At 44.8% G+C, this 25,835-nt stretch carries 33 protein-coding genes; 29 read left to right on the top strand and 4 right to left on the bottom strand.

Annotated elements, in window-relative coordinates; translation table 11 throughout:
- Positions 1–18: 18 nt before the first annotated feature.
- The 25 genes from ACRRNK_RS14195 (at position 19) to ACRRNK_RS14075 (ending at position 21,668) form a co-directional block, all read left to right on the top strand.
- Positions 19–966 (top strand): major capsid protein, encoded by a 948-nt coding sequence (locus tag ACRRNK_RS14195; protein ID WP_433943374.1) that lies wholly within the window; start codon positions 19–21, stop codon positions 964–966.
- Positions 966–1,220, top strand: coding sequence for a hypothetical protein (locus tag ACRRNK_RS14190; RefSeq protein ID WP_433943373.1), 255 nt, complete (start codon positions 966–968; stop codon positions 1,218–1,220). Before ACRRNK_RS14195 ends, ACRRNK_RS14190 begins: the two co-directional genes overlap by 1 nt.
- The gene (locus ACRRNK_RS14185) at positions 1,189–1,575 is read left to right on the top strand and encodes a hypothetical protein (RefSeq protein WP_433943372.1); all 387 of its coding nucleotides are present in this window, start codon (positions 1,189–1,191) and stop codon (positions 1,573–1,575) included. The genes ACRRNK_RS14190 and ACRRNK_RS14185 overlap by 32 nt, the downstream gene beginning before the upstream one ends.
- Positions 1,572–1,898 carry a hypothetical protein gene (locus ACRRNK_RS14180; RefSeq protein ID WP_433943371.1) on the top strand — a complete coding sequence of 109 codons (327 nt, stop codon included), beginning with the start codon at positions 1,572–1,574 and terminating at the stop codon, positions 1,896–1,898. Before ACRRNK_RS14185 ends, ACRRNK_RS14180 begins: the two co-directional genes overlap by 4 nt.
- Positions 1,885–2,409: an HK97 gp10 family phage protein gene (locus ACRRNK_RS14175; RefSeq protein ID WP_433943370.1), complete on the top strand. Its 525-nt coding sequence runs from the start codon at positions 1,885–1,887 to the stop codon at positions 2,407–2,409. Before ACRRNK_RS14180 ends, ACRRNK_RS14175 begins: the two co-directional genes overlap by 14 nt.
- Positions 2,406–2,876 carry a hypothetical protein gene (locus tag ACRRNK_RS14170; RefSeq protein WP_433943369.1) on the top strand — a complete coding sequence of 157 codons (471 nt, stop codon included), beginning with the start codon at positions 2,406–2,408 and terminating at the stop codon, positions 2,874–2,876. Before ACRRNK_RS14175 ends, ACRRNK_RS14170 begins: the two co-directional genes overlap by 4 nt.
- The gene (locus ACRRNK_RS14165; protein WP_433943368.1) at positions 2,873–3,130 is read left to right on the top strand and encodes a hypothetical protein; all 258 of its coding nucleotides are present in this window, start codon (positions 2,873–2,875) and stop codon (positions 3,128–3,130) included. Before ACRRNK_RS14170 ends, ACRRNK_RS14165 begins: the two co-directional genes overlap by 4 nt.
- On the top strand, positions 3,111–4,463 hold the full coding sequence (locus ACRRNK_RS14160) for a phage tail sheath subtilisin-like domain-containing protein (RefSeq protein WP_433943367.1): 1,353 nt from the start codon (positions 3,111–3,113) through the stop codon (positions 4,461–4,463). The genes ACRRNK_RS14165 and ACRRNK_RS14160 overlap by 20 nt, the downstream gene beginning before the upstream one ends.
- Before the next feature lie 3 nt (positions 4,464–4,466).
- A complete protein-coding gene (locus ACRRNK_RS14155) occupies positions 4,467–4,910 on the top strand; it encodes a phage tail tube protein (RefSeq protein WP_433943366.1) in 444 nt (147 codons plus the stop codon).
- Between the two features lie 67 nt (positions 4,911–4,977).
- Complete coding sequence (locus tag ACRRNK_RS14150; RefSeq protein ID WP_433943365.1) at positions 4,978–5,388, top strand: hypothetical protein; 411 nt, start codon at positions 4,978–4,980, stop codon at positions 5,386–5,388.
- A 159-nt stretch (positions 5,389–5,547) separates the two neighbouring features.
- Positions 5,548–8,868 (top strand): tail tape measure protein, encoded by a 3,321-nt coding sequence (locus ACRRNK_RS14145; protein WP_433943364.1) that lies wholly within the window; start codon positions 5,548–5,550, stop codon positions 8,866–8,868.
- A 3-nt stretch (positions 8,869–8,871) separates the two neighbouring features.
- Complete coding sequence (locus ACRRNK_RS14140; protein WP_433943363.1) at positions 8,872–9,516, top strand: hypothetical protein; 645 nt, start codon at positions 8,872–8,874, stop codon at positions 9,514–9,516.
- On the top strand, positions 9,517–10,494 hold the full coding sequence (locus ACRRNK_RS14135; RefSeq protein WP_433943362.1) for an XkdQ/YqbQ family protein: 978 nt from the start codon (positions 9,517–9,519) through the stop codon (positions 10,492–10,494). It abuts the gene before it with no gap.
- Between the two features lie 2 nt (positions 10,495–10,496).
- Complete coding sequence (locus tag ACRRNK_RS14130; RefSeq protein ID WP_433943361.1) at positions 10,497–10,817, top strand: hypothetical protein; 321 nt, start codon at positions 10,497–10,499, stop codon at positions 10,815–10,817.
- A gap of 5 nt (positions 10,818–10,822) precedes the next feature.
- Positions 10,823–11,269, top strand: a complete 447-nt coding sequence (locus ACRRNK_RS14125) for a DUF2634 domain-containing protein (RefSeq protein ID WP_433943360.1) — start codon at positions 10,823–10,825, stop codon at positions 11,267–11,269.
- Positions 11,266–12,084, top strand: coding sequence for a baseplate J/gp47 family protein (locus tag ACRRNK_RS14120; RefSeq protein ID WP_433943359.1), 819 nt, complete (start codon positions 11,266–11,268; stop codon positions 12,082–12,084). The genes ACRRNK_RS14125 and ACRRNK_RS14120 overlap by 4 nt, the downstream gene beginning before the upstream one ends.
- Before the next feature lie 50 nt (positions 12,085–12,134).
- Positions 12,135–12,626, top strand: coding sequence for a hypothetical protein (locus ACRRNK_RS14115; RefSeq protein ID WP_433943358.1), 492 nt, complete (start codon positions 12,135–12,137; stop codon positions 12,624–12,626).
- On the top strand, positions 12,616–15,957 hold the full coding sequence (locus tag ACRRNK_RS14110) for a peptidase G2 autoproteolytic cleavage domain-containing protein (protein WP_433943357.1): 3,342 nt from the start codon (positions 12,616–12,618) through the stop codon (positions 15,955–15,957). The genes ACRRNK_RS14115 and ACRRNK_RS14110 overlap by 11 nt, the downstream gene beginning before the upstream one ends.
- A gap of 107 nt (positions 15,958–16,064) precedes the next feature.
- Positions 16,065–16,442 (top strand): hypothetical protein, encoded by a 378-nt coding sequence (locus ACRRNK_RS14105; RefSeq protein WP_433943356.1) that lies wholly within the window; start codon positions 16,065–16,067, stop codon positions 16,440–16,442.
- A gap of 15 nt (positions 16,443–16,457) precedes the next feature.
- Positions 16,458–17,384 carry a peptidoglycan recognition protein family protein gene (locus ACRRNK_RS14100; RefSeq protein ID WP_433943355.1) on the top strand — a complete coding sequence of 309 codons (927 nt, stop codon included), beginning with the start codon at positions 16,458–16,460 and terminating at the stop codon, positions 17,382–17,384.
- A 25-nt stretch (positions 17,385–17,409) separates the two neighbouring features.
- Positions 17,410–17,673, top strand: a complete 264-nt coding sequence (locus ACRRNK_RS14095) for a holin (protein ID WP_433946904.1) — start codon at positions 17,410–17,412, stop codon at positions 17,671–17,673.
- A 153-nt stretch (positions 17,674–17,826) separates the two neighbouring features.
- Complete coding sequence (locus tag ACRRNK_RS14090; protein ID WP_433943354.1) at positions 17,827–17,934, top strand: YjcZ family sporulation protein; 108 nt, start codon at positions 17,827–17,829, stop codon at positions 17,932–17,934.
- A 105-nt stretch (positions 17,935–18,039) separates the two neighbouring features.
- Positions 18,040–18,228 carry a hypothetical protein gene (locus ACRRNK_RS14085; protein WP_433943353.1) on the top strand — a complete coding sequence of 63 codons (189 nt, stop codon included), beginning with the start codon at positions 18,040–18,042 and terminating at the stop codon, positions 18,226–18,228.
- Positions 18,229–18,583: 355 nt separating this feature from the next.
- On the top strand, positions 18,584–19,084 hold the full coding sequence (locus tag ACRRNK_RS14080; RefSeq protein WP_433943352.1) for a hypothetical protein: 501 nt from the start codon (positions 18,584–18,586) through the stop codon (positions 19,082–19,084).
- A gap of 52 nt (positions 19,085–19,136) precedes the next feature.
- The gene (locus ACRRNK_RS14075; protein WP_433943351.1) at positions 19,137–21,668 is read left to right on the top strand and encodes a hypothetical protein; all 2,532 of its coding nucleotides are present in this window, start codon (positions 19,137–19,139) and stop codon (positions 21,666–21,668) included.
- A 100-nt stretch (positions 21,669–21,768) separates the two neighbouring features.
- Here ACRRNK_RS14075 and ACRRNK_RS14070 read toward each other — a convergent pair whose 3' ends face one another.
- Complete coding sequence (locus tag ACRRNK_RS14070) at positions 21,769–22,002, bottom strand: hypothetical protein (RefSeq protein ID WP_433943350.1); 234 nt, start codon at positions 22,000–22,002, stop codon at positions 21,769–21,771.
- 133 nt (positions 22,003–22,135) lie between these two features.
- Here ACRRNK_RS14070 and ACRRNK_RS14065 point away from each other — a divergent pair, with 133 nt between their 5' ends.
- From ACRRNK_RS14065 to ACRRNK_RS14050, 4 genes are all read left to right on the top strand, one after another.
- Positions 22,136–22,351, top strand: coding sequence for a type II toxin-antitoxin system HicA family toxin (locus ACRRNK_RS14065; RefSeq protein ID WP_433943349.1), 216 nt, complete (start codon positions 22,136–22,138; stop codon positions 22,349–22,351).
- An 82-nt stretch (positions 22,352–22,433) separates the two neighbouring features.
- The gene (locus ACRRNK_RS14060; RefSeq protein ID WP_433943348.1) at positions 22,434–22,862 is read left to right on the top strand and encodes a type II toxin-antitoxin system HicB family antitoxin; all 429 of its coding nucleotides are present in this window, start codon (positions 22,434–22,436) and stop codon (positions 22,860–22,862) included.
- 111 nt (positions 22,863–22,973) lie between these two features.
- On the top strand, positions 22,974–23,177 hold the full coding sequence (locus tag ACRRNK_RS14055) for a hypothetical protein (RefSeq protein ID WP_433943347.1): 204 nt from the start codon (positions 22,974–22,976) through the stop codon (positions 23,175–23,177).
- Positions 23,167–23,448: a hypothetical protein gene (locus ACRRNK_RS14050; protein ID WP_433943346.1), complete on the top strand. Its 282-nt coding sequence runs from the start codon at positions 23,167–23,169 to the stop codon at positions 23,446–23,448. Before ACRRNK_RS14055 ends, ACRRNK_RS14050 begins: the two co-directional genes overlap by 11 nt.
- On the opposite strand, the gene ACRRNK_RS14045 is transcribed toward ACRRNK_RS14050, so the two are convergent.
- The 3 genes from ACRRNK_RS14045 to ACRRNK_RS14035 all read right to left on the bottom strand — a co-directional run bounded on the left by ACRRNK_RS14045 (position 23,445) and on the right by ACRRNK_RS14035 (position 25,615).
- Positions 23,445–23,822 carry a helix-turn-helix domain-containing protein gene (locus ACRRNK_RS14045; RefSeq protein WP_433943345.1) on the bottom strand — a complete coding sequence of 126 codons (378 nt, stop codon included), beginning with the start codon at positions 23,820–23,822 and terminating at the stop codon, positions 23,445–23,447. The two genes, ACRRNK_RS14050 and ACRRNK_RS14045, sit on opposite strands and share 4 nt — an antisense overlap.
- Positions 23,823–23,910: 88 nt before the next feature.
- Complete coding sequence (locus ACRRNK_RS14040; protein WP_433943344.1) at positions 23,911–24,972, bottom strand: YifB family Mg chelatase-like AAA ATPase; 1,062 nt, start codon at positions 24,970–24,972, stop codon at positions 23,911–23,913.
- 154 nt (positions 24,973–25,126) lie between these two features.
- Positions 25,127–25,615: an RDD family protein gene (locus ACRRNK_RS14035; protein ID WP_433946903.1), complete on the bottom strand. Its 489-nt coding sequence runs from the start codon at positions 25,613–25,615 to the stop codon at positions 25,127–25,129.
- Positions 25,616–25,835 lie beyond the last annotated feature (220 nt).

Genomic DNA, 25,835 nt, shown 5'->3' with positions numbered 1-25,835 from the left:
AGAGGGGGATTAACCTATATGAAACTAAACGGACAGATCGTAAATAACAGCATTCGAAAGTCTACCATTGTGACTGGAATGGATAACACGGCGCTTAACTATGAACAGGTAGAGGCTTTTACAGAAATGGCTTATGAGTCAACAGCATTTCTTAAGGGTATCCGGCACATCAATAAACTGAGTGCAAAAGGTACTATTGACAAGATTGGAGTGACAGGCCGGAACCTTCGTAGCAAGAAGGAGAACATCATGGCATCCAATACGGCAACTCCTCAGTTTCCTCAGGTGCCGTATGCTGTGGAGCCGGTGGTACTACCTTTTGAGATTACGGAAGAGTTCATTCGTCAGACCCAACGAGTTCGTAACCAGAATGCAGAAGACATTATCATGCGTGCCATGGCTAATAACTTCGGGGAAAACATGCAAGACATTGGTTTTAACGGGGACACGGCGACATCAGCAAGTAATTCAGACTATGACTTTTTGAAGATCAATGATGGATGGTTGAAATTGGCTCGTACAACAGGAAACTTCCTTGATTTCGCTACAATGACAGCGGCTCAAAAGAGTGGGGTCCTTTTTGAGGTCGAACGAGCTATTGCTACTCGGTACCGTTCCGGTGGTGTATTCAAGTATTTCATGCACCCTAACACATTTTCGAAGAGGCTACAAAAGTTGGCTGAAATGGACACCAGCGCTTCTATTCAATTACAAATTACCGGCGGTGTTAAGAAAATTAATGCCTATGACGTCGAAGAAGTTCCTCATATGCCTGAAGGTGCGATCCTCTTCACTTACCAGTCTAACTTTGCGATGGTCCACACATATGACATGCAGATTCGTAAAACAACTGAGGGCAAAGAGGCCATCTATGCAGATAAACGGTTCTATGCGATTCACTCAGATTTTGACTCGATCTTTGAGGAGCCGAACGCGGTGGCTTATGTGGAAGGGGTGCAATTCTAATGGCACAAGTTACTTTTACGGGAACTAATGCTTCGATCACGTTGCATGGTGTACGGTTTGAACCGGGGAAACCTGCATTGATCGAAGATGATTCTATTGTGAAGAAGCTTAGGGATCGATCTGACTTTGAAATCCAAGAAGAGGAAGGCGGTAAAAAATCCTCTTCTAAGAGCAGCAAGGCTACCGAGAAGGATGACAATAACTCAAGTAAGGAGAAAGCAGATGCTGACGCCGACAATCCTCCAACAGCGTAGTCGAGTCAGCCCAGTCCAGGAGGCCGCCACGGAGTTACTGCAGCAATATATTGATGACTCTCAGATTCGTATTGAGCTTTACCTTCCGTTGGCCTTCCCGGAGTTCCCAGACAAGCAGATTATGCTTGCCTGGGTCAAACTAGCTGAGTCCCTTGCTCTGCAGGACAGTGAGGAATATTTGGCTTCTGTGGCGCGTGGCTATGCATCTGAGAGCGATGGTGCGTGGATATACACCCGGCAGGCGGTCGCAGGGATGACTACCGGAAACGCCGATGTAGATGCGATATTGTATCTGTGGGTTAAGAAGCAGCAAGAGGGGCCGGTCGATGGTAACATCACGGCTTATTTGCTGTGAATCATCGGTTTAAGACTCCCCTGATCGTCTATCGGATCTCGGCGAAGAAGGATGCTGACGACTTATTCAGTGATCGTAAGCCCAGCAAGACAGCGGAGCTCAAATGCTTCGTCATTAAGACAGAGACCAGCGAGAAGACGGACGAAAAGCCGATCCTGTTCCTCATCAAGAAGCAGGTCGGTGTGGCCAAGCATGCAAATGTGCAGCTGGGGGATGAAGTCTCCTTGCTCGGCCGGCGCTACCTGGTGATTGATGTCATTCCACGGAGATATTGGACAGAGATTCAGATAACCTGTGAGGTGAAGGGCAGTGAGCGTTCTTGATTTTGATGGCCTTATCCGAAAATTCGAGAGACTCAATGAGGAAGGCATGAAGAGGATACTGCAAAACATTGCTGAAGCTGTCGGGGAGACGTTCCTAAACTTTATCATGGATGAGATTGATCGGCAGGAGTTAGTGGATACCGGAGCTATGTGGAACTCCTTTACGCGAGGCGGTAACGGCAACGTATGGGAGTGGGATGTGGATCGGAATACGATCACTTTGGAAGTCGGTTCAAATCTTGGTGATCGTGAGGGAGATCCGGATGGATGGGCTTATCCTCGGCTGGTCAATGAAGGGTATACGATTCACAAAGCACATTTCGTTCCGGGTTATTGGAACAGTGGTGGGTCATTTGTATACGATCCGAGGGCAAAGGGTGGATTTCTAGCTAAGCCCCGCACGTTTATTGGCCGTCACTACTTTGACATAGCGGTGGAACACCTGGAAGGCGGTATGAATGCGTTGATTCTGGACCGACTAGAGAAGGAACTGGGGAGAGTGCTGGCATGATGGACACAGGTTTAAAGGTTTGGGCCGAGATTGTTCGAACAGTCTATCCAGACCTCTCCTTACTTAGGGACAAATCACAGTGGCTTGCTGGTCAGTTTCAGCGGCCCAGCGTGTTTATTGAGACGGATCTTGTATCCGATAAGGTGCATACGCCGCAGGCTGACCGGATCATCGAGGATGTAGGGCTGGTATTCCATTACCCGACTGCAAACGATGAAGAGAACGGTGGGGAGCCTGTTCCATTGGACCTGGACCCTTTCCTGCTATTTCTCCGCCGGAAACGCTTTTGCTATGCTTCTAAACGGTTTGGTGTGATGCTCGTCATTGAGCCGCCACGGACCAGGTCCTTGACTGACCGCATGGAATTCACGTTTAGGTATTCCTATTTGCTTCATGTCAGTAAGGAGCCGGTGGAGAAGTTGAATGATATTCATATTGATTTTATTGGAGAGGAGCTGGAAGTATGAGTGCAAGGAATCCGAGAAAGATCCAGCCTGGTCTCGAAGAGTTGAAAAACTCAGAAGATTTAAACAGACGGACCAAGCAGGAGTGGATTGAGAGCGCAGGCATCTTTAAAGCGGAACGCTTTGAGATTGCTGGCGCTCTTTTTAATTGCAGCGCAGACCTTCTGCTTTCACAGCAGGAAGTACAATTCAGGCTGGATGCATATTTACGTCCGGACACAGAGGAGGAAAAAATTAATGTCGATTCAGCGGAATAGAGCAGGTGCCTATGTAGAACTTCAGGCGCTGGCAAAGACACGGGTTACCCCGGTATCCGGGCGGGTCCTGGTACCTTACCAAGCTGAGTGGGGAGACCCCAACCGGGCTGTCGATATGGCAGTGCAGGAAGAGCGTTTTAAAGAAACCGGTCTTCAGGTCGATGCGCTTGAACTGGCAGCAGAGAGCGGCGCCACTGTGGTCGGTTATCGCTGCACGAATGAGTTAGAGGCTCCGGCTAAATTTACGGTTGCTGATAGTTACTCTATTGAAGCGCGGTACCCTGGAGCACGGGGGAATGACTTCGAGTATATGATCCGGACAAGTGTTGTGGATGCCACGAAGAAGGAAATCCTGATTCGGGACACTCGAGGCGTTTACGACACTGAGATTTACTTGGTCGCGGATAAGGCTGCCGCGGCAGATGCTCTACGGAAGTCGAATATGGTCCGATTTAAAGAGCTGGGCAGTACAGCTTGGACCGATGTTGCTTATACCCGATTGAAAGATGGGCTTTCCGGCACGGCCACGCTAACCGCGTCAGATTGGAGCCGCATCTTCAACCGTGTGGATGGTTTGCAATTTGATGTATTCTACCTTCCTTCCACGGATCCGGCCGTGCAGGCAGCAGCGAAGCAATGGCTTTTGGACCGCCGCGCCAAGGCGCGCAAGCTGGCACAGTTGGTTATTGCGGGAGATCCTTCTAAAGATGGGGACATTGAGTCACATAACCAGCGCTCCCGTGGGATGAATGCTCGTTACATTATTAATAATTCGATTGCTGGCCAGCACACAAACGGAAAGACCTATACATCAGTGGAGTGGGCTGCTTGGGTGGCTGGACTTGTGGCAGGAACACCAGCAAACAAATCTTTTACGGGTATTAAGGTGCCTTTGGCACTTGCAAAGGTGGATTGGAGCCATAGCGAAGTCATGAAAGGACTGGCCGAGGGTACTTTGATGGCGACCCGAGACGGTTACGATTACATTGTCGAGTCAGCGGTGAATACCTTGACGAGTCTTGGTCCAGGTGAGCGAGAGGACTTTGGGAAAATCCGTGTATCAATGACCATCGACCAAGTATTGAATGATATTTATGGGACAGCTAAAAAACTGAAAGCTCAGCTGGACAACGATAAAGACGGCCGGGGCATGTTCATTGCTGCTGTCGTGGAATACTTGAAGATCCGAGCTCAACAAAAGGCCATTGCTTCAGATTTTGCATTCTCCGAGAACGAGGCGAAGGTAAGTGACTTCGATTACGCCTACTTTAAGCTGTACGCCAAACCGCTTGATGCGATCGAAGCATTCTATATCACTTGGGAGGTGGCGTAATAGATGGAACGCGAGTTGATTGGCCGAAACATGTCTGTTCAAGATGACAACGGAGATCCGATCCAAACGATTAAAGAAATTGAGGTCACTCTTAAGCCGGAGACATTGGATATCATCCGGGCCGGCCGAATGTCTAAGACAAAGCAAATCGTCGGTTACGAAATTCCGGTTAAACTTACAATGTCAAAATTAGAGTCTCGCTTACGGTACAGGCTTCTTGATAATTTTAAATTAGGAAAAACGATGCACTTAGATCGCATCACTGGTGCGCTTGAAGACAAACAGACGGGAAACACGGAGCGTGTCCTAATAACCGGCATTCACATCCACGATGATATGGATATCATTACAGCCAAAACTGACGAGAACAAGGGTATTGATATTACGTTGTCGGGTACTGCCACAGACTTCGAATTCGTTTCGAAGTTCCCTGATTACATGGCTTAGGAGGACGGATCACCGTCCTCTTCTTTTTTTACAAAACCGTATATCTATTTCGTAGGAGGAATTAATCGTGAGCGACAAATTACAAAAGTATCTGGCTTCAGCCAAAGAAGGAAATAAGCCTGAGACGATTACAGTCCAGGCAGATGGGGAAGATTGGTCGGTTCGCCGGCTTACAACGATGGATGTTCGCCGCTCTTACGAGCTGGCCTATGAAGAGGATGGCTCAGCAAAGCCTACCTTTAACGAGATCGATGTCATGATCGTTAAAGCGACAGAGCATGAATTTGATTGGAACAACCTAGAGCTTCTAAAGGCCTTCAGCTGCGTGGAGAAGTTCGAACTGCCGCCGCGTCTGCTGGCCAATCCAGATGATTATGCAGTCTTGAGTAAGGCGGTACGCAACTTCCAAGAAACGAAGGATGGACTGCTTAAAGAAGCAAAAAACTCATCAAGCAAGACGGAGAAGCAAGCTGGCTAGCCTCCTGGTGGATTAACCAGAAGAGGCTACCTGCCGAAGTCTTGCCATATGAAGTAGATAAGCAGAGGCAATATCTCTTTTGCCTGGCGGCGAGTATGATCGCTGATGAGGAAGCTAGGCGTCTAGCTAAGAAGTAAAAGAGAGGGGGTGAATGAAAGAATGGCATCAGCTACGACAAGGATAACAGTTCCCTTTGAAGCGAAGGATCTGATATCAGGCGCGATACGCAATATCCGTTCTTCATTACAATCCGCAACGGATGATCTCATAGATTTCCGCAGAGCTTCTGGTCAGATGAATGATGACTTTGTTTCCAGCAGCCGCCGTGCGAGGAGCGCAGCTGATGATTTTGGAAATAGCGTAAATGATGCTGCAGACGAAGTGCGTAGGCTTGGCCGCGAACAAGTAGATGATGTCTTTCATCATGCGCGGAGTGGGGCGGATGAATTAAGACGTTCTGCAGGTCGAGCAGATGCGGAGATCCGAGGGCTCAGTGACGCGCGTGTGCATATCCGTGCCCGTGATGAAGTGAGTCCAGCTTTGGAAGGTATTTCATCAAGAATCACTGCACTAGCTAGTATGGCCAGCGGAATTATCATTGGAGGCAGTATAAAGGACGCCATGTTCGGAGACATTGGCGATTATTATGCTGAGTCATCCAGGAGCGCGGCTCTTCTTCCTGCTGATGTAAGAGCGCAGGGGCTTACTAGTGTTGACAACCTGTATAAGCAAGGGTTCTTCACGAGCAGAGCTGAAGGGGCAAAGCAGTTAGCAGATGTCGCCCCGCTCTCAAAGGATAAGTCCAAAGTCGGCGAATTGTTAACAGAATCTGCAAAAATTCAGCATATTCGCCCGGATTCTGGAGTTGAAGAGATTTACCGGGCCTTGACGCAGGCTTCTGATACGTTTAAAGAAACCTATGGTCAAACTGCGGATAGCATGATGTATGCCTATCAAGAAGTAGGAGATCGACAGCAGGATCTATTTGATACCTTCTGGGAGTATTCCGGTTATTTCAAAAATACAGGAGCTAGCTCTGCTCAGATGTCTAACTTCTTGGTCAAGAGCGTTCAAGACGGCAGCTTCAATTTCGACAAGCCTGCGGACTTCTTCAAAGAAATGTTTGGTGTTAAAGCCCTCAGTACCAGTGACATGGCCAATTATTTTGTGCTTCGGGGAGCTGGCAAGGACGAAGCAGAACGTCAAGCTAATGCTTTCACTGGAGACATTAACTCGGGCGATGCTCAGCGTGCTAAAGGGGCGCTCATGGCTTTGGTAGGAGACTTGGCGAGTCAGAGTCCTAATCAGTTGAAACAGTCTTTAGTCACCATGGGCTCGGCAACGGCTGAGGATAATGGGAATTCTGTACTTAAAAATTTTGCCACTACCTTTGAACAGCCTCCGAGTAATGTCGCAGGAACAACTGATCGGTTAGTCACTGCCCAACAAAAAGCGAATCCCTTGCTAGAAGCGACCAAAACCCGTAGAGAGATTGACCTCCAAGTACAGGAGATCGGGACAAACATAACATCAGCAGCTTTGCCTGCTTTGAAGCAATTCAATGAGCTGCTAACACAAAATAAAGATGGGATTCAGGCGCTTGGTAAGGGCATTGCTGATTTTGTTGGGGGAGCAACAAAGATTTATAAAGACCACTTTATGCTTATTAATAGCCTACTAGGAGTCGTGCTTGGTGGACTGATAATCAAAAAGGGGATCAACACGGTTACAGGTGTCGTTAACACGGTAAAGGATATTAAACGTGCAGGGAATTGGGTTAAAGATAGAATTCCCTTTGGTGGTAACAAACAGGGTACTGCTTTAGGGAATGGTCCCCGCCTATCTGCAATGACCGTTCAAGCCTCCAATGTCTATATTACTGGTTCTATCGGTGGTAATGGATACGATGGTGGCTATGATACCGGCGATGATAAGAAGGGGAAGAGGAAACGAGGGGGCAGCCGTAAAGGAAAGGGGCGTGGATCATCAGGAACCCGTAGCACTGGCGGATATCGTCAGACTAAAGGGGGAGGAGGTCGCCCACAAGCTAGCACACCAGCAACTGAATCCAAAACAACTAAGCGTGGATTGGTGAGTGGACTTAAGGATAGTATTAAGGAATCTGGGCTGATCTCTACGACCAAAGGGATTGCTAAGGCAGCCGGCGTAATCGGTGGGGTAGTATCCGCGGGATATGGTATCTACAACCTGTACGAAGCTTCCAAAGAGTCAGGTTGGAAGGAAGCCATCTCAAATCAAGGCGGCTCGGTTATTGGAGGAGCAGCAGGCGGAACAATAGGCGGGATTCTGGGCTCGATTGGTGGTCCATTAGGCTCTATGCTCGGAGCGACTGCAGGTAATTGGATAGGAAGCAAACTAGGCGGCTTAGCCGATGCAAGTGGTTTTACCGGTAAAGTAGTAGATACCATGTCGTCTATTGGCGAATCGGTATCGAATTTAACGAGTAATGCGCTTAACACACTGGGATCCTGGACAGATACTGCTGTAGGATGGTTTACCAGTAAGAAAGAAGAGAAGCCAGCTCCTCCAGTTATCTCTACGGAGTCCAAAGTTACGTTTGCCAATGCTACGCCTGAAAAACAAGAGAAACTCAAGAAGACGTTCAATGACTTCAGCAAAGATATCGCGCAGAACGGGATGAAGCAAGCATTAACCAATGCGATGGACAAGAGCGGTGTTACTGAGACGGTCAAGGTCCTGAAAGATCAGTTTGTTGGGATGTTCAAAAGCACGGATTCTAAGCAAGCTCAGAGCAATATTAAAGCCGTAGGGACTGAGGCACTGAAGGCAGCGGTCCAAGCTAAGCAACTTGGCGAGACCACCAAGAGTTCTACTCAAGAAGTGGTTCAAGGGGCAAGACAAGCAGGTCAAAGTTTTGCCGGCGTGAGTTCTTCTGTAAAGAATGCGGTCGATCAGGCAAGGCAGCATTTGTTCTCCCTAAGTAGCATATCAAGCCAGGGGAGTAGCTGGGGAAGTAACCTAATGTCTATGATGGCAAGCGGGATCCGCAGCAAGTATCCAGCACTCACTTCTGCAGTAACTCAAGCTGCTGGCGTGATTAAGAACTTCCTGGGCTTCCATTCTCCAACCAAAGAAGGGCCGGCTAGTGACTCGGATCGCTGGGCTGGGAATTTCGTCTCCATGTTTGCGGGTGGTCTTAAATCAGATCCGATTAAGCAACGCATGGATTTGATTGCAGGAACCATGCGTAGTGGGACATCTGGCGTACCTATGCCGGAGAGCGGGGCGATCTCGATGGCCAGTACACTTAGCTCTCCTGTGACAAAGGCTCCTGGGAGTGTAACCATCGGGAATGTGAGTTTGAACTTCGGCGAACTGGCTAAGCAAGTAACGAACTTTACTGAATTCGCTAAAATGATGACCAGTCCAGAAGGACGAGCCTTGATTAGAAAGGTACTCGGCGAGGAAATTTACAAAACGCTTGAGAATGGAGGGTAAGGGATGCTAGCGTTAACCCAGAAGGGACAACGATTCACGTTTCCCATCACCCCTACAGAGATTCAGATTCAAAGTGGTAATCAGATTGATACCTTCACCGTCATTACAGGTGACGAGAGGACAGGGAAACTCACTTCCAAAGCGAAGCGAGTTTCTTTTTTGGCCATTTTTCCAAGAGCATGGGAAGAGATATGGGAAAATAGCGGGTCCATACCATCCATCGCCTATCAATCTCCTGAACAAGCACTGAAGTTGCTGGAGAAGTGGAAGGGCGATCACGTCGGTGTTTTATTTGAAGACCTTATTGCGAAAACCATGCTCTTGGAGAACATTGATGGAACATATAAGGATGGCCAGGGCAACCTCCACACTAACTTCACCTTCGTTGAAAACAAGCCGGTCAAGATCGTGAGTTATTCAAATACGAAGCAGCTGCTTAAGCCAGGAGTGATTATTACCAAAGCTTCCAAGTCTAGGCCTAACACGAGCAGCAAGACATCGAAGAAAAACCAGAAGAAGAAAAAAACAACTAAGAAAAAGACAACAAAGAAAAAGGCCAATCCCAATCAAAAGGGTGCCTTCGACTATACAGCTCAAAAATCGAAGATTGAAACCAAGAACAGGAGCGTTAAGATCGGAGTGAACTAAATGGATGGTTTTGCTGTAATCTACGGCAAGCAGAACGTCCGCCAGATGCTTACAGATGCCATCCTTGATCTGAGCTGGTCTTCCGAAAAGGACCAGCTTACTCGAACCATGACAGTGCGTATGAAGAATGCATCTGATATTAAGGCGGGCGGTATGCTGATGTGCTTTTCGCAACTCACAAGTGCAGCTCTTCTTCATGCGAAGAACCAATTCTTCCACGGGTCCGTCATCAATTACGAGCAGAATGAGTTCTCGAACGAATGGGAAATGGAGACTCGGGAGATTAGCTGGTATCTAGCGAAGAATAAAGGTACACGTCCTTATTTAAAGGGGGAGGCAGGGGCGGAGCTGCAGCGTTATATTCGAACAACGGGAATTGACTTCCGATGTGCTGCATTAGGTTTTAATCTGGATGAACGGTATGGCTCTATGTACCACTCCGATCTGATCCTGGACGTGCTGCAAAAAGCATATGAGCATACCGGATACCGTTATTATGTCGAAGTAATCCGGACGGAGACGAGCTTTTATCTAGAGGTAAAGCGGGAAGGCACCAATAGCAGGGTGCCTATTTTTATTCCCGAACAGATGGAGGCAAGTTCAGACGGATCTTCAATCGAGGAAACCTATACCGTTGTGACGGCTCAGAAGTGGAAGGATGATAAACTTGTTTCCTCCGTGACCAAAGCAGATGCTAGTGCAATTAACACGTATGGACGTATGGAGGAGATTATTGAGGTAGAGGAGAATGAGGACCCGGCCACCGTCGCCTCTCAACGGTTAAAGTCGCTATCGCTAGCAAAACGGACAAAGAAAATTACGGTAAAGCATGAGGATCATACCCTAGCCGGGCTCAGAGCGGGCTGGATGGTTTTACTGCAGACAGATCATATATCAAAGTGGATTGTCGGCAGCAGTCAGACCAATTTTAAGAATGGTATGTACACCGTTCAATTAGTTCTCGAAAGGAGAGAGTAGGTTTGATGAACGAAGCACTCAAACTCCTTAAGGATAAAATGTCCGGACACATTGATTCTCGGGATACGGAGAGAGGAACACTTCTCAACTGGCCGAATGCCAGAGTTCAGGTTGACGGCGATCCAGTACCGTATGAATCTGACAAGTTGGTGATTGCGGATTATCTGCAGGACCGGAGAGTGCCGGTTACTTTTGAGGTAGAGCAGCCTGCTGTATCCACCTTGCAGGGGACCTTGGTCATTCCGAGCCCGTTAAAGGCTGGAGATCGGCTTATCGTCTCTCGCCTATCGGATCAACGATACTATGTTCACGGAAAGGGCTAAGGGTCATGGCAGACGAGACAACCGGATTTTTTCCGGATTTGGCACTGGAAGGCATGGAGGATATTCAACTTGAGAGCACCGCCGTGTCGGAAGATAAATGGACTTACATGATTGATTTTCGTAACCGCCGAGCAGTCTTGGATGACTCTGGTCGGCCACGGAAAACAAGAACTTATGAGGAGTACCTCATGCAGACAGCTTTGAAAATTTTAAACACCGAGCGATTTCAGTATGTTGTGTACGATGAGGACGTTGGGGTTGAGAAGTCTGAGTGGTCAAACTGGGAAGACAATGAGATTAAGCGGGACATTGAGGAAGCTTTGGTAGCTCATCCAGAAATACAGGCTGCCGAGGTCCTTTATTTGGACCGCGAACCACCTGAGATGCATTTGAAGATCAGATTAACCGGCCTGGCTGGCGCAGTAGATTTGGAGGAGGCTGTTGTTCTATGAAGTTATCGGATTTACCTAAGCTCCCCGACATGCCTATTTTAGAAGAGACCGCGGATGACATCTATCAACGATGGGTGAATCGAGCGGTCTCTCTTGCTTCCGAGCGCGGTCTTCCACCGCCGCCGACGGATCCCGGGGAATACTTTTATGACCTATGGTATCCTCTTGCTCAGGAATATGCTGAGCAGCAAGAACTTTGGACCTATGGTTTTATTCAGGCTTTCCCAATCTGGGCTGATGATGTTTTCTTAGAAGCTCACGGCTGGGCAGATGGTATGAAGAGAAAAACGGGGGAAGAAGATGATGCCTTCCGGATCCGACTACTGGACCGCGCATTTACCGAAGAAGGCAGCGGAAGACGTAAGGATTATGAGACCTGGGCCAAGGAAATTGAAGGAGTTGGACAAGCCTTTGCTAGAGAGGGGGAGCGAAACGATAACTCCATTGACCTTTATCTTACGGACATGCACAACCAGCCTGTTACGGAAGAATTTGCAGCCAAAGTGAAGGAACTTATGTGGGAGGACAAGCGGATTGTCGGTCACGACTTAGCTACGCATCCAGCGCCTGTATTCAACGTGCTTATTGAAGCTGCATTGATGACCAAAGAAGATCTGTCTGCTCTTGCTCAAAGCATTAAGCAGCGTGTCATAGACTACGCTGAAGGTCGAACACAGCTGGTGTATAACTATGTCGCCGCTCTCCTCCTGGCTCCAGGGGTTGAGAATTATAGTGGCTTCAAGATGAATGGGGGAACCAGCGACCTTGATGTTCCTCCCATGTCCATCGTTATCGTGGATGTGATGCTCTCGTGATTCCGTTAAGATATCGAGAAACACTCCCTCCTTTTTGGTATGAGAATGAGATGGCCGAACAGCACTTCGCGTTAATGGAGGAAGTGATGAGCGGCCGAGAGCAAACCGCGAATGAAATGAGAGATCAGTTTATATTACAACGCGCCTCTTGGGCGCTTTCTGTCTGGGAGTGGATTTACTTCCGAAAGGAACAGTCCGGCAGCTTCGAGCAGCGAAGGGAAGCGATTCGCCGTAAGCGTATGGCCAAGAAGTCATTCAAGCTGTCTGCGCTTAGGCTGATTGGAGCGCAGTATGGGACGTTGGTTGATATCAAAGAGGATTTCGCGAATAAAGAAATCATCTTTGTTTATGCTAGTCGCGCTGAAGTCGATGAATTAGGGCTGGCAGCGGACTTTGAGTACATCAGGCCAATTCATATTAAGCAATTTAGAGTGACGTTTAAGTATCTGTTAGTTAGAGAAATGCATCAGGTGATAAAAATTTCCGACTTACAGTCAACCAAACTGAGGAATTTTGCTGGAGGTGAAGCGATTGTCGAGTAATACCACGAATTTAAAGTTATTGAAGGTAGATCCCATCACAGATGGGGACCAAACCTTTAATTTTGACACGATGCTAAATGCAAACTGGGATAAGATCGACGGTGAAGTGGGGAGTATTCGTAGTTCTTTAACCGATCAGGATGTACGGATCAAAAACATCAAAGTTGACAGTGTGTCCGTTAATAAACTGAGTGATAACTTTGCATCTCCAGGAGATGTCCTATCCAAGTATCCGGAAGGGATCACGATATTCTTGGTGATTGACGCGGGGAGTGGAACAAACGGGACTGCCTGGAAGAACGCAACTGGATCCTCCCAAGCAGTGGGTATTGTGCGGACAACTAAGGCCGGGAACATTGGCCATCAGGAGTACGTCGAAATTTATACAGGAACTGGAACTACTCAAGCAGGGAACACAACTTATAATAGGGTCTGGGGGACTGGGGTGGCTTCGTGGCAGTCATGGGAAAAGCAACTTGAACAGACGGACTATAACACCTTGAATTCACTCATTAGCACCGCACCCTTACAAAAAGGGGTTCTCCCAACGGGTACAGATGTTAATACATTGACTACTCCTGGTGTTTGGCAATTGACTTCAACAGCAGCCAGTTACACTAACGCACCTCCGGAGGATTCGACGATCCTCACTGTTCATGTAGGAGCATCCGCAAGTTCGTATATTTCCCAAACAGCGCTGGCTGTCTTATCTGGCAAGATCTATACACGAACAAGAAACAGCGGTACAACCTGGTCCTCTTGGGTGCAATCCGGGATAACCGCAGCCGAGCGCACTGCTTGGAATGAAAAACTTGATAAGACAGGTGGAACATTGACGGGAAATGTTACTGCTCCAGTAATCATCTCAAACATTGAAAATGGGACAGCTCCTTTACAGGTGGCATCTTCTACACTTGTCACTAATCTGAATGCAGAGATGGTTGGCGGTAAGACGATTAATCAGATTATGGCGAGTGCGGGCGCATCTAAGCAGGGTGATGGATCCAACTCATCAGTTCAAGGTGTTTCCAACACAGCATCTGGAGCGAATTCTACAGCCATTGGTGATAGAAATACAGCTTCGACTGATAATTCATTCACGCAAGGCTTAGGGAATATGGCTAAGACTAGTGCGGCCATTTCACTAACACCAGTTAATAACACTGATGTGCTGGGTACAACAAGCATGTCTGTCAACACAGCCTATGCGGAGGGGTTTGATAACCAATCTACTGGGGTAGCGTCCCATGCAGAAGGTATTTCAAACAAGGCAAGTGGACAATCCTCCCATGCTGAGGGCAGTTCCACAAATGCGATTGGAAGAAGTTCACACTCAGAGGGGTCGGGTTCCCTAGCTGGGGCGACTGCATCACATGCAGAGGGAAGCAACACTAAGGCATACGGAATTAATTCTCATACAGAAGGTAATTTAACCTACACTGCCCAAGCCTACAACGTAACTACCCACGATCCAGCTACTGGTTTCATGACTTTGTCCACAAACACTACTGGGACTTTGTCTGTGGGAGATACTGTTGTGTACACAGCCACTAATGGTTCCACGGTAACCACGACAGTAACGGATCTTACAACTAACTCAGTCACACTAGCGAATGCTTCGTTGCAGATTAAATCGACTTTGAGTTTTCTGTTACTCATAAAGTCGTCTTCTACAGCATCCGGTGCTCATGCAGAGGGTTATTGTTCTAATGCCACTAACATTGGTGCCCATGCAGAGGGAGGCTATACGTTAGCGTTTGGATCATATTCTCACACAGAAGGGTACTACACTAATGCGAGTGGATCATATTCACACTCCGAAGGAAATTCAACAAAAGCCAGTGGTTCATCTTCCCATGCAGAGGGGGACGGTTCACAGGCGACCGGGACCACTTCACATGCTGAGGGTTACGGAGCTATAGCATCAGGTCAATACGCCCATGCACAAGGTTCCCAAACAATTGCATCAGGACAGGCATCACACGCAGAGGGAACAAACTCTATTGCTGCTAACAACTCAGCCCATGCAGAGGGAGTGGGCACTTTGGCAGCGGCAGGCACTACTGTTCCAATTACTGCCTACAGTAACTCAACGGATAAAACCATAACCGTAGCTTCAGTGTCAGGTTTAGCTGTCAATGATGTGGTATGGATTAGAAACAAAACTGGTAGTTCGTTTAGCGCTACTATCACGGCCATAAATGGCAATGTATTGACTATAGTCACAGGATACTTCTTGGGAACTAATATGACCCATCTAGTAAAACTTTCAACTAATGGATCATACAATTCTCATGCTGAGGGTGGGTACACGCTTGCATCAGGTCAATATTCTCACTCTGAGGGTACAGAGACAGTAGCTTCGGGATTTGCTGCCCATGCTGAAGGTCAACTGACTGAAGCTTCTGGAGGGTATTCGCACGCAGAGGGTAGTAGATCAGTGGCATCTAATAACTACGCCCACGCTGAGGGTACTTCTACTATAGCGTCAGGACAGGCATCACATGCCGAAGGTGGTAGCACAACTGCATCTGGTATGTGCGCTCATGCAGAAGGTTATGGTGCAGTGGCATCAGGCATGTATTCCCATGCACAAGGCTACAATACTACTGCCGGATATGATTATTCACATGTCATGGGACAGTATGGCGATGCTTCTTCGGCTGGTGGGTGGTTCTTGGCAAACGGAACAAACACAGCTAGAGGGTTAGCCGCTAAGATACTGTCGAATGGTCAAATGTTTGCAGATGGAGCATATTCATCAGCGGGTGCGGACTATGCAGAGATGTTCGAGTGGTCAGATTTCAATTATGAAAATGAGGATAGAGTAGGTTACTTCGTCACTCTAGACGGCGAAATGATTAGAAAGGCAACTTCAAATGATGATTACATTCTAGGAGTTGTTAGTTCTAACCCATCAGTCATAGGAGATAACCACGATTTAAACTGGAAAGGTAGATATCTACGGGATGAGTGGGGAAGAGTTAAGTATCATTATGAAGAAGTTCCTGCTCAAACAGTAGAAACAGTTGTTGGATATGACGAAGGAAATAATCCAATTATTGAGATGGTTGAAATTCCAGCTAAAACAGTACGCCAACCAATGATTAACCCCGACTGGAACCCTGATGAATACTATGCTAGACGTGAATTGCGTCCAGAATGGAATGCTGTAGGTATGATGGGTAAGTTGTTAGTGAGGGATGATGGAACTTGTGAAGTTAATGGCTATTGTCAGAGTAACGATGATGGCATTGCTACAGCAAGTGACAGAGGCTATCGAGTGATGGAACGAGTTACTGAAAATATAATACGTATTTTAGTTAAGTGATTTTAGAGAGAGCACACATCCGTAAAGCGCCCGCAAGGCGTTTTTATTTTGCCCTCGGGATCCCAAGGGCCTTTTTTTGTAACAAGCACCAGGGGGAGGTGTAGAAAATGAATGAAGGGATGATCCCAGTGTCCGATGACAACTCAAAGTTGCTTGTTGATATACAAATCCAACTAGCTAGGATCGAGAAGACGCTAGAGGTTGTACCCACTTTGGCGGCGGCCGTGGAGACACTTAGAGAGATCGCCCGAAATGCCGATCAATCTGCCAAATCAGCGCATCACAGATTGGACTTGCTGCAAACAGCCAAAGAGGTAGCCGACGAAGCACTGAGGACTGCACAGGCAGCTATCGCAGAACAGAAGGCACAGTCGGAAGACCAGAAATGGTTCAAGCGGACATTCTACGGAGCAATCATTACTGGCGTTGCCGGCGGAGTTGTGGCAGCTGTATGGGCAGCTGTTAGGCTTACAGGTGTTCATTAATTAGGAAAGTAGGCGATGAAGTTGGACTTAAATAAATATAAAATTGAGCGGCGCTATATTAACAAGCGTCCAAAGGTTCGGCCTGGCACCCGGTTAACATCCGGTACCCCGGGCTTTTTTGTTGCCCATGATACAGGTAACGCGGGAGCTGATGCCGATGCGCATTATAGGTACTTCAACACTCAGACTGAGCGCAGCGCTTCGGCGCAGACCTTTATCGACGACAAGACCATCCTGGAGATCATCCCAACCGGCACCGGATCCGATCCAGCGGAAAGGGCTTATCATGTTCTTTATAACGTCCAGACGGACAATGACCGTTTTGGGGACGATGCAAATGATATTGCGCTCGGGATTGAACTTTGTTACGGCGGCAAGATCAATTTTGACGAGGCATACAAGCGCTTTGTCTGGTACCTGGCGTATTGTTGCTACAAATTCAACAAGAACCCACTAATCTATATTGCCTCGCATAAGCAGCTGGATCCCGCTCGGAAGTTCGACTGTGACCAGGCTCTGGCGAAGGGCGGTAAGACACTTAAGGACCTGATCTATGATGTAGCTGCTGAAATGAAACTCACGCCTGCTCAGGTTGTTCCTAAGGCTCTTACCGCACTACCGTCTGATATTGCTCAGTCAATCATTGATAACTATGTGACGGTAGCCTGGGGAGCTTCTACGGCAGCAGGGGATAAAGAGGGGGCTGATCATTTCCATAGGCTTGCAAACAACCTCAGGATGGCAGCAGGCATACCTCTGGAAGCTGGAAAAGCTGCATTGCCTCCTCAGAAGCTACCGAAGAGCAATGCCCAGGAAATTATATTCCGTTGGCTATCCTCGGCATGGTTCAAGTCTCGGGCTGCAGGAGATCAGATGGCCATGACACACTTTAACAACCTGGCAAATTATCTGCGTAAAGCAGCCGGGATTCCGGCTGAATAAGAGAGGAGAATATATCGTGGAAATCCTGAATAATGTATTGGCCTTTGCATCACTGATCGCTGTTTTTGTTCTGGCAGTTAATCAACTCGTTAAGACTACGGTCAATATCCCTAAAAACCTTGTACCGGTGGTCGGCCTGGTGATCGGCTTGCTTGTGGGAGCTGCGGCCTACCCATTTACTGACCTTGATCTAACGTTGAGATTATGGGCTGGGGGATTGGCAGGTCTCTCGGCTACCGGAATGTTTGAGCTGGGGTTCAAGAATAGGGAAGGTACTACGAAGGAATAAAGCTATGACCCTGCTGTATGTGCTGTGCTGGCAGGGTCTTTTTTTTATCTATATTGCACTTTTGAACTTACAATTCGTTCGGGTCATTTGCCGTTACCTATCATGACACAAATATATAAATTGCACTGTACTTAAAAAAAAGGAGGAATAAATATGAGTGATTGTATTAAACCCGTTTCATGCCGACCTTTTACATCTACAGGAGAAATATTGGTTCTTTTTATTCTGCTTGTTATTATACTTTCAGCCTGTTTCATTTAATTTCTTTTTACCCAATAGAGAAAATTAGCGAAGACCCTGCTTATTACGGCAGGGTCCTTTTTTTTGTGGAAGGAATTAGGGGTTAAGCTATCGAATTGTATTGCCATGAGAATAATACATAGTGATATTGAAATGTTTACTGAAGCAATTAACCAGGTTCGAGTTTCAGTTTCTATTAAGGTTGACGGCAAGTTGGCAGAACGCGGTATCAGAAAGGTGAGTTCATGGGCCGAAGCGGCCTGGGAAGAGGTAACAAATAACGGATACTTTGACGAACCCGGCCGGGCGCTGTAATCACGCGTGAAGAGGCAGCTATAGTGATCAATCGGATGCGGAAGAACTTCCTTCAGCTTATTTCAATAAATGGAGGTACAATCTCAGATTTGGATAAGCGGCTCCGGGAGATTGAAAAAGGGAGTAAGTTAAATTATCAAGATCACTAAAAATTATTTTTGAAAAAAGGAATTTAAAACATTATGTGGAAAATAAACATATAGTAGTTCGATTAAATTAAGCCAAAAACTATTTTAACATAAATAACCATTGTCAATTTATTCTTGTAAGAATATAATACCATATTAGTGTAAGATACGTTTTTTTGGGGCATGATTATTCTAATATGTCTAATTTTGTACTATGGAGTGTGAATATGGATACTAAAAGTTTAATTGCATATTCCAAAGTATACGAACATATATTGGGGGAACTTCCAAATTCGAATGATTATGACGATCGAATAATTGCACAAAAAATTGGGTATCTTGTTCAAGATATGGGTGTTTATCTTGGTGAAATGAACTTTTTCTGGCACAAGCGAGGTCCATATTCAAGAACGCTTGCCTCAGCACTAAGATATTTTGAAGTGAATAAGGAAAGTTTTATTATAGATTGTTCTCGAGTGAAAATTTATGATGTAATCATACCCAAATTAGATCACTTGAAGAAATTAATAAATTTGAGACCAACAAACTGTTCGGTTTTAATATGGCTTGAAATATGCGCTTCCCTAAAATTCCTTAGCAAAGAATTTACAACTACTGAAATAGATTTTTTATCTGTAATATTACTTAAGAGAAAGCCTTTTTTGTTACCTTATAAAGATGATATTTATAAGTCTTGGAAAATTATGAATAATTCTATTCTTAACTAAGGATTTTACGTGATATAATTCATGTAAAATCCTTTTTTTAGGTGGCCAGACGATGAATGATAAAATTGATTTCGGGTACAGTGCAGCATTAGATAGACTAAATAATTGGATTTCTGAATCTTCGGAATTTTTGAATAAAAATTTGAATGAAACAGAAACTAGAAACAAAATAATAGATCCTTTATTCAAACAAGTTATGGGTTGGAGTGAAAAGCAGATTTCTCGAGAAGACTACATCAATGAAATTGGATACTATGATTATGAATTTAGATGTAATAATAATACATTCATTTTAGAGGCCAAAAGAGAATTTGTTGAATTTTCTATGCCAAATTCAAATTTTGTTACTGCAAGTTCTCTTAAGAGTAAATACTCTAGATTAAAAGAGGCAATAAACCAAGGTGTTAATTATGCTGTCCCACGAAATATTAAGGTAGTTGTGGTATCCAATGGTTCGCAAATTGCAGTTACCTTTGTCCCTTATTTTCATACTCCCGGTAATGATACTTATCTATTCCAAGGTCATGAGAAAATATTTCATGATTTTATAAATTTTTATAATTTGTTCTCTCCATTTCAAAATATAGAGAATAGCTTAGTTAAATTGTTGAGTTCAGAGGAGAATCTTTTACTTAGAAATAGACCTGCATTTTCTCATAAAATTAGTATGAAACAAGATAATCCATCCGATGTACTACCGAATAATAACTTAGCAACCTTCTTGGGTTCTATACACGATAGATATTTCACCGAAATTATAAATGATTGGGAACTTTTGAAAAAATGTTACTGCGATTACGATGGTGCACATCAATATGAGAAAAATATAGAATTTATTCTTAGAGATAGGGCTCCTCGTTTGAGTAGGGTAGTTGAGGATGTGACGTTATTTGAAGAAGAAAGATTAGAGCTTTCAGTTAAAGAAGCAGAAAATATTACTGATATAAGAACAACAAAAAAAACTGCTGATATTTTTGATGATCATTTCACAGAATCTCGAAATAAATCAAAAATGTTCCTTCTTATTGGAGGTGCTGGGGTTGGTAAGACAACCTTTATTCATAGATTTTTTAATTTTATACTCTCTCAGGAAGATAAGGAATCAACAGTTTGGATTTACTTGGACTGTAAAGAATGTGCCAATGATACAAATTTAGATACCTTTATTTATCAAAAAGTAGAAGATGAATTATATGATAAATACAGTGACCTTAATTTGTTTGAAGAACAGAATGTATTATTAAGCATATTCTCAAATGATCTAAATAAAAAGAAGGCTCTATTAACACTATTGCCGAAAGAGCAGCAAGATACTAAAAAATTTGAGATAATTCAAGATATAATAAATAAAGATAAAGAGACATATATCAAAAGGATCTTTGAATATTTACAAAAGACAGGTTACTCAACTTGTATTGTCTATGACAATGTTGATCAACTTGATACAGAGCTGCAAAAAAGATTATTTCTTCATGGCAATGCAGTAAAGGAGCGTTTGAGAACAACCTTAATACTATCTCTAAGAGAGGAAGTATACTATCAGCACGAAAATGATAAAACTTTTAATTTTTCGGACTGTGAAGTATTCCATATACCTGCTCCAAAGGTATACAATGTCCTTGCAAAAAGGCTTAGAGCAGCCAAAGAAGAATTTGATGAAGACGAAATGCTATTCGATATAAAAAATAGCAAAGGCATTTCAGTTATTTTGAAGAAGTTAGACATAATAGAAGTGTTAACCCAAACTTTTTTAGGAAATACCGAAAATACTTTATTAATTGAGATGTTAACAAATGGTGATGTGCGAGAATCACTTAAATTGTTCAAAAGAATAATATCCTCATCAAATGTTAATTATGATGATCTTCTATCTGCTGCAGGAGGGCATTCAGTAAAAACTTCAATAGATAAAAGATTAAAGAATGAAGAACTATTAAGAGCACTGGCTTTAGATAATAGAGTTCATTACTCTAGTTCCAAATCAAAAATTATTAATATTTTCGATATAAATAATGATGGTTTTTTTTCGCACTTTACCAAATTAAGGATTTTACGTTATGCCGAAACTAATCTTTCATTGACAGTAGGCACTTTACCAAAAGGTTTTTTTAGATTAAAAAATATGTACGATGAAGTCTTTAGATATACAGTAAAGAATATAGAATCTTTTAATGATATTTGTCTTTACCTCCAGAAGGAAGGTGCATTGATCAATTTAAAAGGAACTATATCAGATTTAAATAATGCTGACTTTATATCTCTTGGCCCTACAGGATATTATTATTTGAACCACCTAATAAACAACCCACAATATTTAGCCCTAGTGTCTATAGACACTCCGATAGCAGATAGTTCTGTAGCAGAACGTATAGATGACTTATACAAAAAATCCAAAACAACACAAAGTGAGTATCAAAAAAATAAAAGATATGAAGACATGGCAGAATCTTTTATAAATTATCTAGTTGAATCTGAAAAAGAAGAAATGTTAAATTTGGATGAACGTGCCTGTCCAAATCTTGATAGCCCTCTTTATAATATTAGTGAGAATATCCGAGAAAAAATAATATCCATTCGAGTCTAAAACTAAATATTAATGCTTCTAAAAACGATAGGTTTTATAGCAATAGCCCAGTACTTGGCTGGGCTACTTAAAAGATCTTAATATTATTCGCCCTGCTGAATCAATCAGTAGGGTTATTTTTTTGCGTTAATGAGTCTAACCAGTACACCCTAATCACATCTGACACAGGGATCCAAACAGTTTCGTTTTCCGATCTTATACATATCCTCATTTTATTCGTTCCCCACGAAGGGACCCCTACTACAGATTCCCCAGTTATAAGCTTTATAGTTACTTTTTTTGAATTTTTTATGGCCTTTTCAATATACAATCTCCCCTGCTTGTTGTAATCCAATGTACTCCCCTCCTGTTATTATTTTCGGATTTTAACCAAGAATTATTAGAAATCAAAACACGCATGAAAATATCATTTATTGTTGACGCGTGTTATTATGCGTGTTATGATTAAATCAGAAAGGAGGTAAGCCATGGGGAAACAAATCACAGTTCGGGAAGTGCTACAACGGTTGAGGAAAGAAGGGTTTGAACCTTCACCTTCTCACACTGGCGGCGGGAGTCACAAAAGGTGGAAACACAAAAGTGATCCTACACGGTATGCTGATATCAGCTTCCACAACAGCGGCCAGACGATACCGATTGGAACACTGAAAAGCATTGAGAAGACAACAGGGGTTAAGTTTTAACCCCCTCTCTTCTTCTCCCCAAAGGCTTACCTCTATCCAAAAAATTGAAATTCATAATTCAATTTTGAAAGGAGTTGCTTTAATGTCTAAAGATCACCATATATACCCTGTTGTCGTAGAGAAGTCTGACAATGGAGTCGCATTGTACTTCCCCGACATTGCCGGGACTGCTGTACTTGCGCCTGATATCCAGACAGCAATTAAAGAAGCAAAGAATATGCTTGTTGATCGCATCTTGGAACTGGAGGATAGCAAACAATCCATTCCGCAACCATCAGAGATTGATAACATCGAATTAAACGATTCATCTGATCGCATTGTTTTTGTTGAGGTATTCTTGCCTCCATACCGAGATGCTGCAGCAAACAAAGCAGTGACCATCAACTGTACAGCTCCACTCTGGCTACGGGATGCCGGTAAAGCTGCCGGTCTTAACTTTTCCCAGCTTCTCCAGAATGCTACCAAAGAAGCTTTGGGTATAAGAAATGAGGATTTAACCAAACTGAAATAAGAATGCAAAGAAAGTACTCTGTCGAACAAGGCAGGGTACTTTTTACATTGATTTAAGAACACACGTTCGGTTATAATGCAAACGAATGTTCTTATTCTGGAGGCGTTCAACGTGAAGAAATACATAGGGAAGATCGTTGAGATCATCTATCAGGATGCTGCCGGCAAGATCACTCAGCGAAAGATCGAGATCCGTGGTATACGTAATGGGCTAGTCAGGGCACAATGTATGCTTACTGGGCAGCCGAGGGCGTTTCGCGAGGATAACATATTAGCCGTGCAGCTGGTACAAGGCGGTGTTCGCCATGTTGTCTGATCTTGAGCGGAAGCTACTGCGCATTCTATGGAATTACTCACTGAAGTACCGGCATATGCCCGAAATGTCCGAGTTGCAGCGACTTACGGGAAGGCAGAAGGGCGACATACTAAAAGGAATCAACACACTAGAACAGACTGCCTACATCACCTGGCAGAACAAGCCTGCTCTTCAGGGTATCGTCATTTTGGAAGGTTGGGAACGAGGTCAATCACACCAGCCAAAAATGGCGACAAACAGTCAGAATACTGATTATTGGACTGATTACTAGGTGGAAGTCTCATTAATATTCGTAATGAACTTATTTACTTCATTAATATGACGTTCAGAAGGTTTCGCATTATCAGATTCCCAGTTAAAAATCGTTTTAACATCTACGTTGAACATTTCAGCCAATTCTATTGCAGTAAGTCCGTTAAAGAAACGGGCTTTTTTTATTTTCTGGCCAAGAGTGTTCTCAGGTAGAGCTTCGTAGCATCCAAGATAATAGATGGGCATGTTGAGAACTTCGGATAGGATTTTTAGCTTCTTTAATGAAGGGATTTGTTTATGCCGCTCAATATTGCTTATAGATTCAGGTGTCATTCCACTTCGAAGGGCGAGCTCCTTAATTGTAATATCCATTAGCAGCCTGGCTTGTTTCATCCGATCTCCAGGGGTAGTAGTGAGTAATTCATCTCTAGATTTCACAAGAGTTAAGACTTTCTGTCTTATTATATGAATACCCAAGGTACTATCTGCACGGACATGGATTCATCGATGCCGCCAGGATGAAATGAGCCGGGAAGGTAAAAGCCGCCTTCGTGCGGCTTATGGTTACGGCGCGGTCTTCGAGTGGCTGCCTAAGCACTTCAAGCGCCCCGCGCGAGAATTCGGGGAGTTCGTCCAGGAACAAAATACCCTTATGGGCGAGGCTGACTTCACCGGGCTTGGGTATGGTTCCTCCGCCGACGATGCCTGCGGCCGAGATCGTATGGTGCGGAGAGCGAAAAGGCCTGGCACGGATCAGGCCGGCCTCTGGTTCCTTAAGCTTGCCGGCCGCACTGAAGATCTTCGTCACTTCGAGTGACTCATCCTGGGACAGAGGCGGCAGGATGGTGGGAAGACGTCGGATTAGCATGGTTTTGCCAGTTCCAGGAGGGCCGATCAGTATGATGTTGTGCATGCCGGCGGCAGCAATCGTGAGGGCGCGCTTAACATGCAGCTGGCCGAGAACATCACTGTAATCTTCCTGAGCTGTGGAGAAGTGATCCGCCGATACCTCCTTGCCGGAGGGCTGCACGCTTAAGTGCTGGAAGGAATCAATATGAAGGGGACCTCCTTGATTACCCTTTGACTGCTCGTCCTCGGGTGCAAGCTCCTTCAGATGACTCAGTCCATACACCTTCATTCCTTCTAGAAGGAGGGCTTCCTCCGCATTGCATTTAGGCAGCAGAACGGAGGTGAAACCTTGTCTCTTTGCTAAATCTACCATGGACAGTACGCCAGAGACGGGGCGCAATCCTCCTTCGAGTGATAATTCCCCAATTATAAGAATTTTCTCTTCTTTGGGTAGAGTGATCTGCCCACTTGCGGTCAGGAGACCCAAAGCAATAGCCAGGTCAAATGCGGAGCCTTCCTTTCGCAAATCTGCGGGAGCCAAATTAATCGTGACTCGCTGAAGGGGAAAGGTATAACCACAGTTTTTGATGGCTGAGCGTACTCGTTCTATGGATTCCCTGACGGCTGAATCGGGCAGGCCAATAATAGAAGTCTGCGGAATTCCGCTGGACAGATCCACTTCTACTTCGATCATTACACCGTCTATCCCATACAAACACGAACTAAATAATTTTCCGTACATAACAAAAAAACACCCTTTCACTTTGGAGTATTGGCATACTAGAGCCAGGTACCGTGAGGAAAAAGGTGCTTCCTTATAAATTCCTTAATATTCATTTCAGTATGATTTAAATATTAGATGATTTTTTTGATAAGTCAAGGTCCGTGCGAGGCTTCTTAATAACTAGTGTTCCAGCTGCCATATCGTGAAGAGCTTGTTTTTGTGGGGTCCAGGCGCACATTAATGCCCCAATCCCGAGTGTAGCTACAGATAAGAGCATGGAGAAGTGTCTGCCAATGGCTCTGTTAATTGAGATTGGCCTGCCCTCTACATTGGTAATTTTAATGAACATTATCATTTTACCTAGAGTGCCCTGCCATGACGAAGTGATCATAAGGATTTCGTACAGGAACAGAATAATCATCTGGATAAGTGTATATTGATCGAACGTGAAAATACCAGTAGCCTGAGAAGACGAATCTTTGAAGTAGCTAAGTAGAAAGTTCAAGGGATACGAGAGCAGAACGTAATCTAGAATCCTGGCTATGAACCTTCTCCAGAATCCAGCGTAAATACTCTTACGTTTTTTAGGTTGGCTAACCTTGGGACGAGACACTTTCGCTGAATCATTAAGGCTGCTCGGTTTCAATTTTGCTGCATTATGCTTTTTTCTCAGGCTTGGCAGGTGGCTGTTGTGGCTTCTGAACCCGTTGATCTCGCTCCTTAGGTGGTGGAACTGGGAGCGGGGCCTCCTCTGCAGGGAGCAGATCTAAAAGTGTAGCGCAAATCATACATAAATCATTGGAATCATCGTTTTGAACACCGCATTCCGGGCA

Source organism: Paenibacillus sp. SN-8-1 (genome assembly GCF_050995535.1).
Lineage (GTDB): Bacteria > Bacillota > Bacilli > Paenibacillales > Paenibacillaceae > Fontibacillus.
This window is presented reverse-complemented; position numbering and strand designations above follow the sequence as displayed.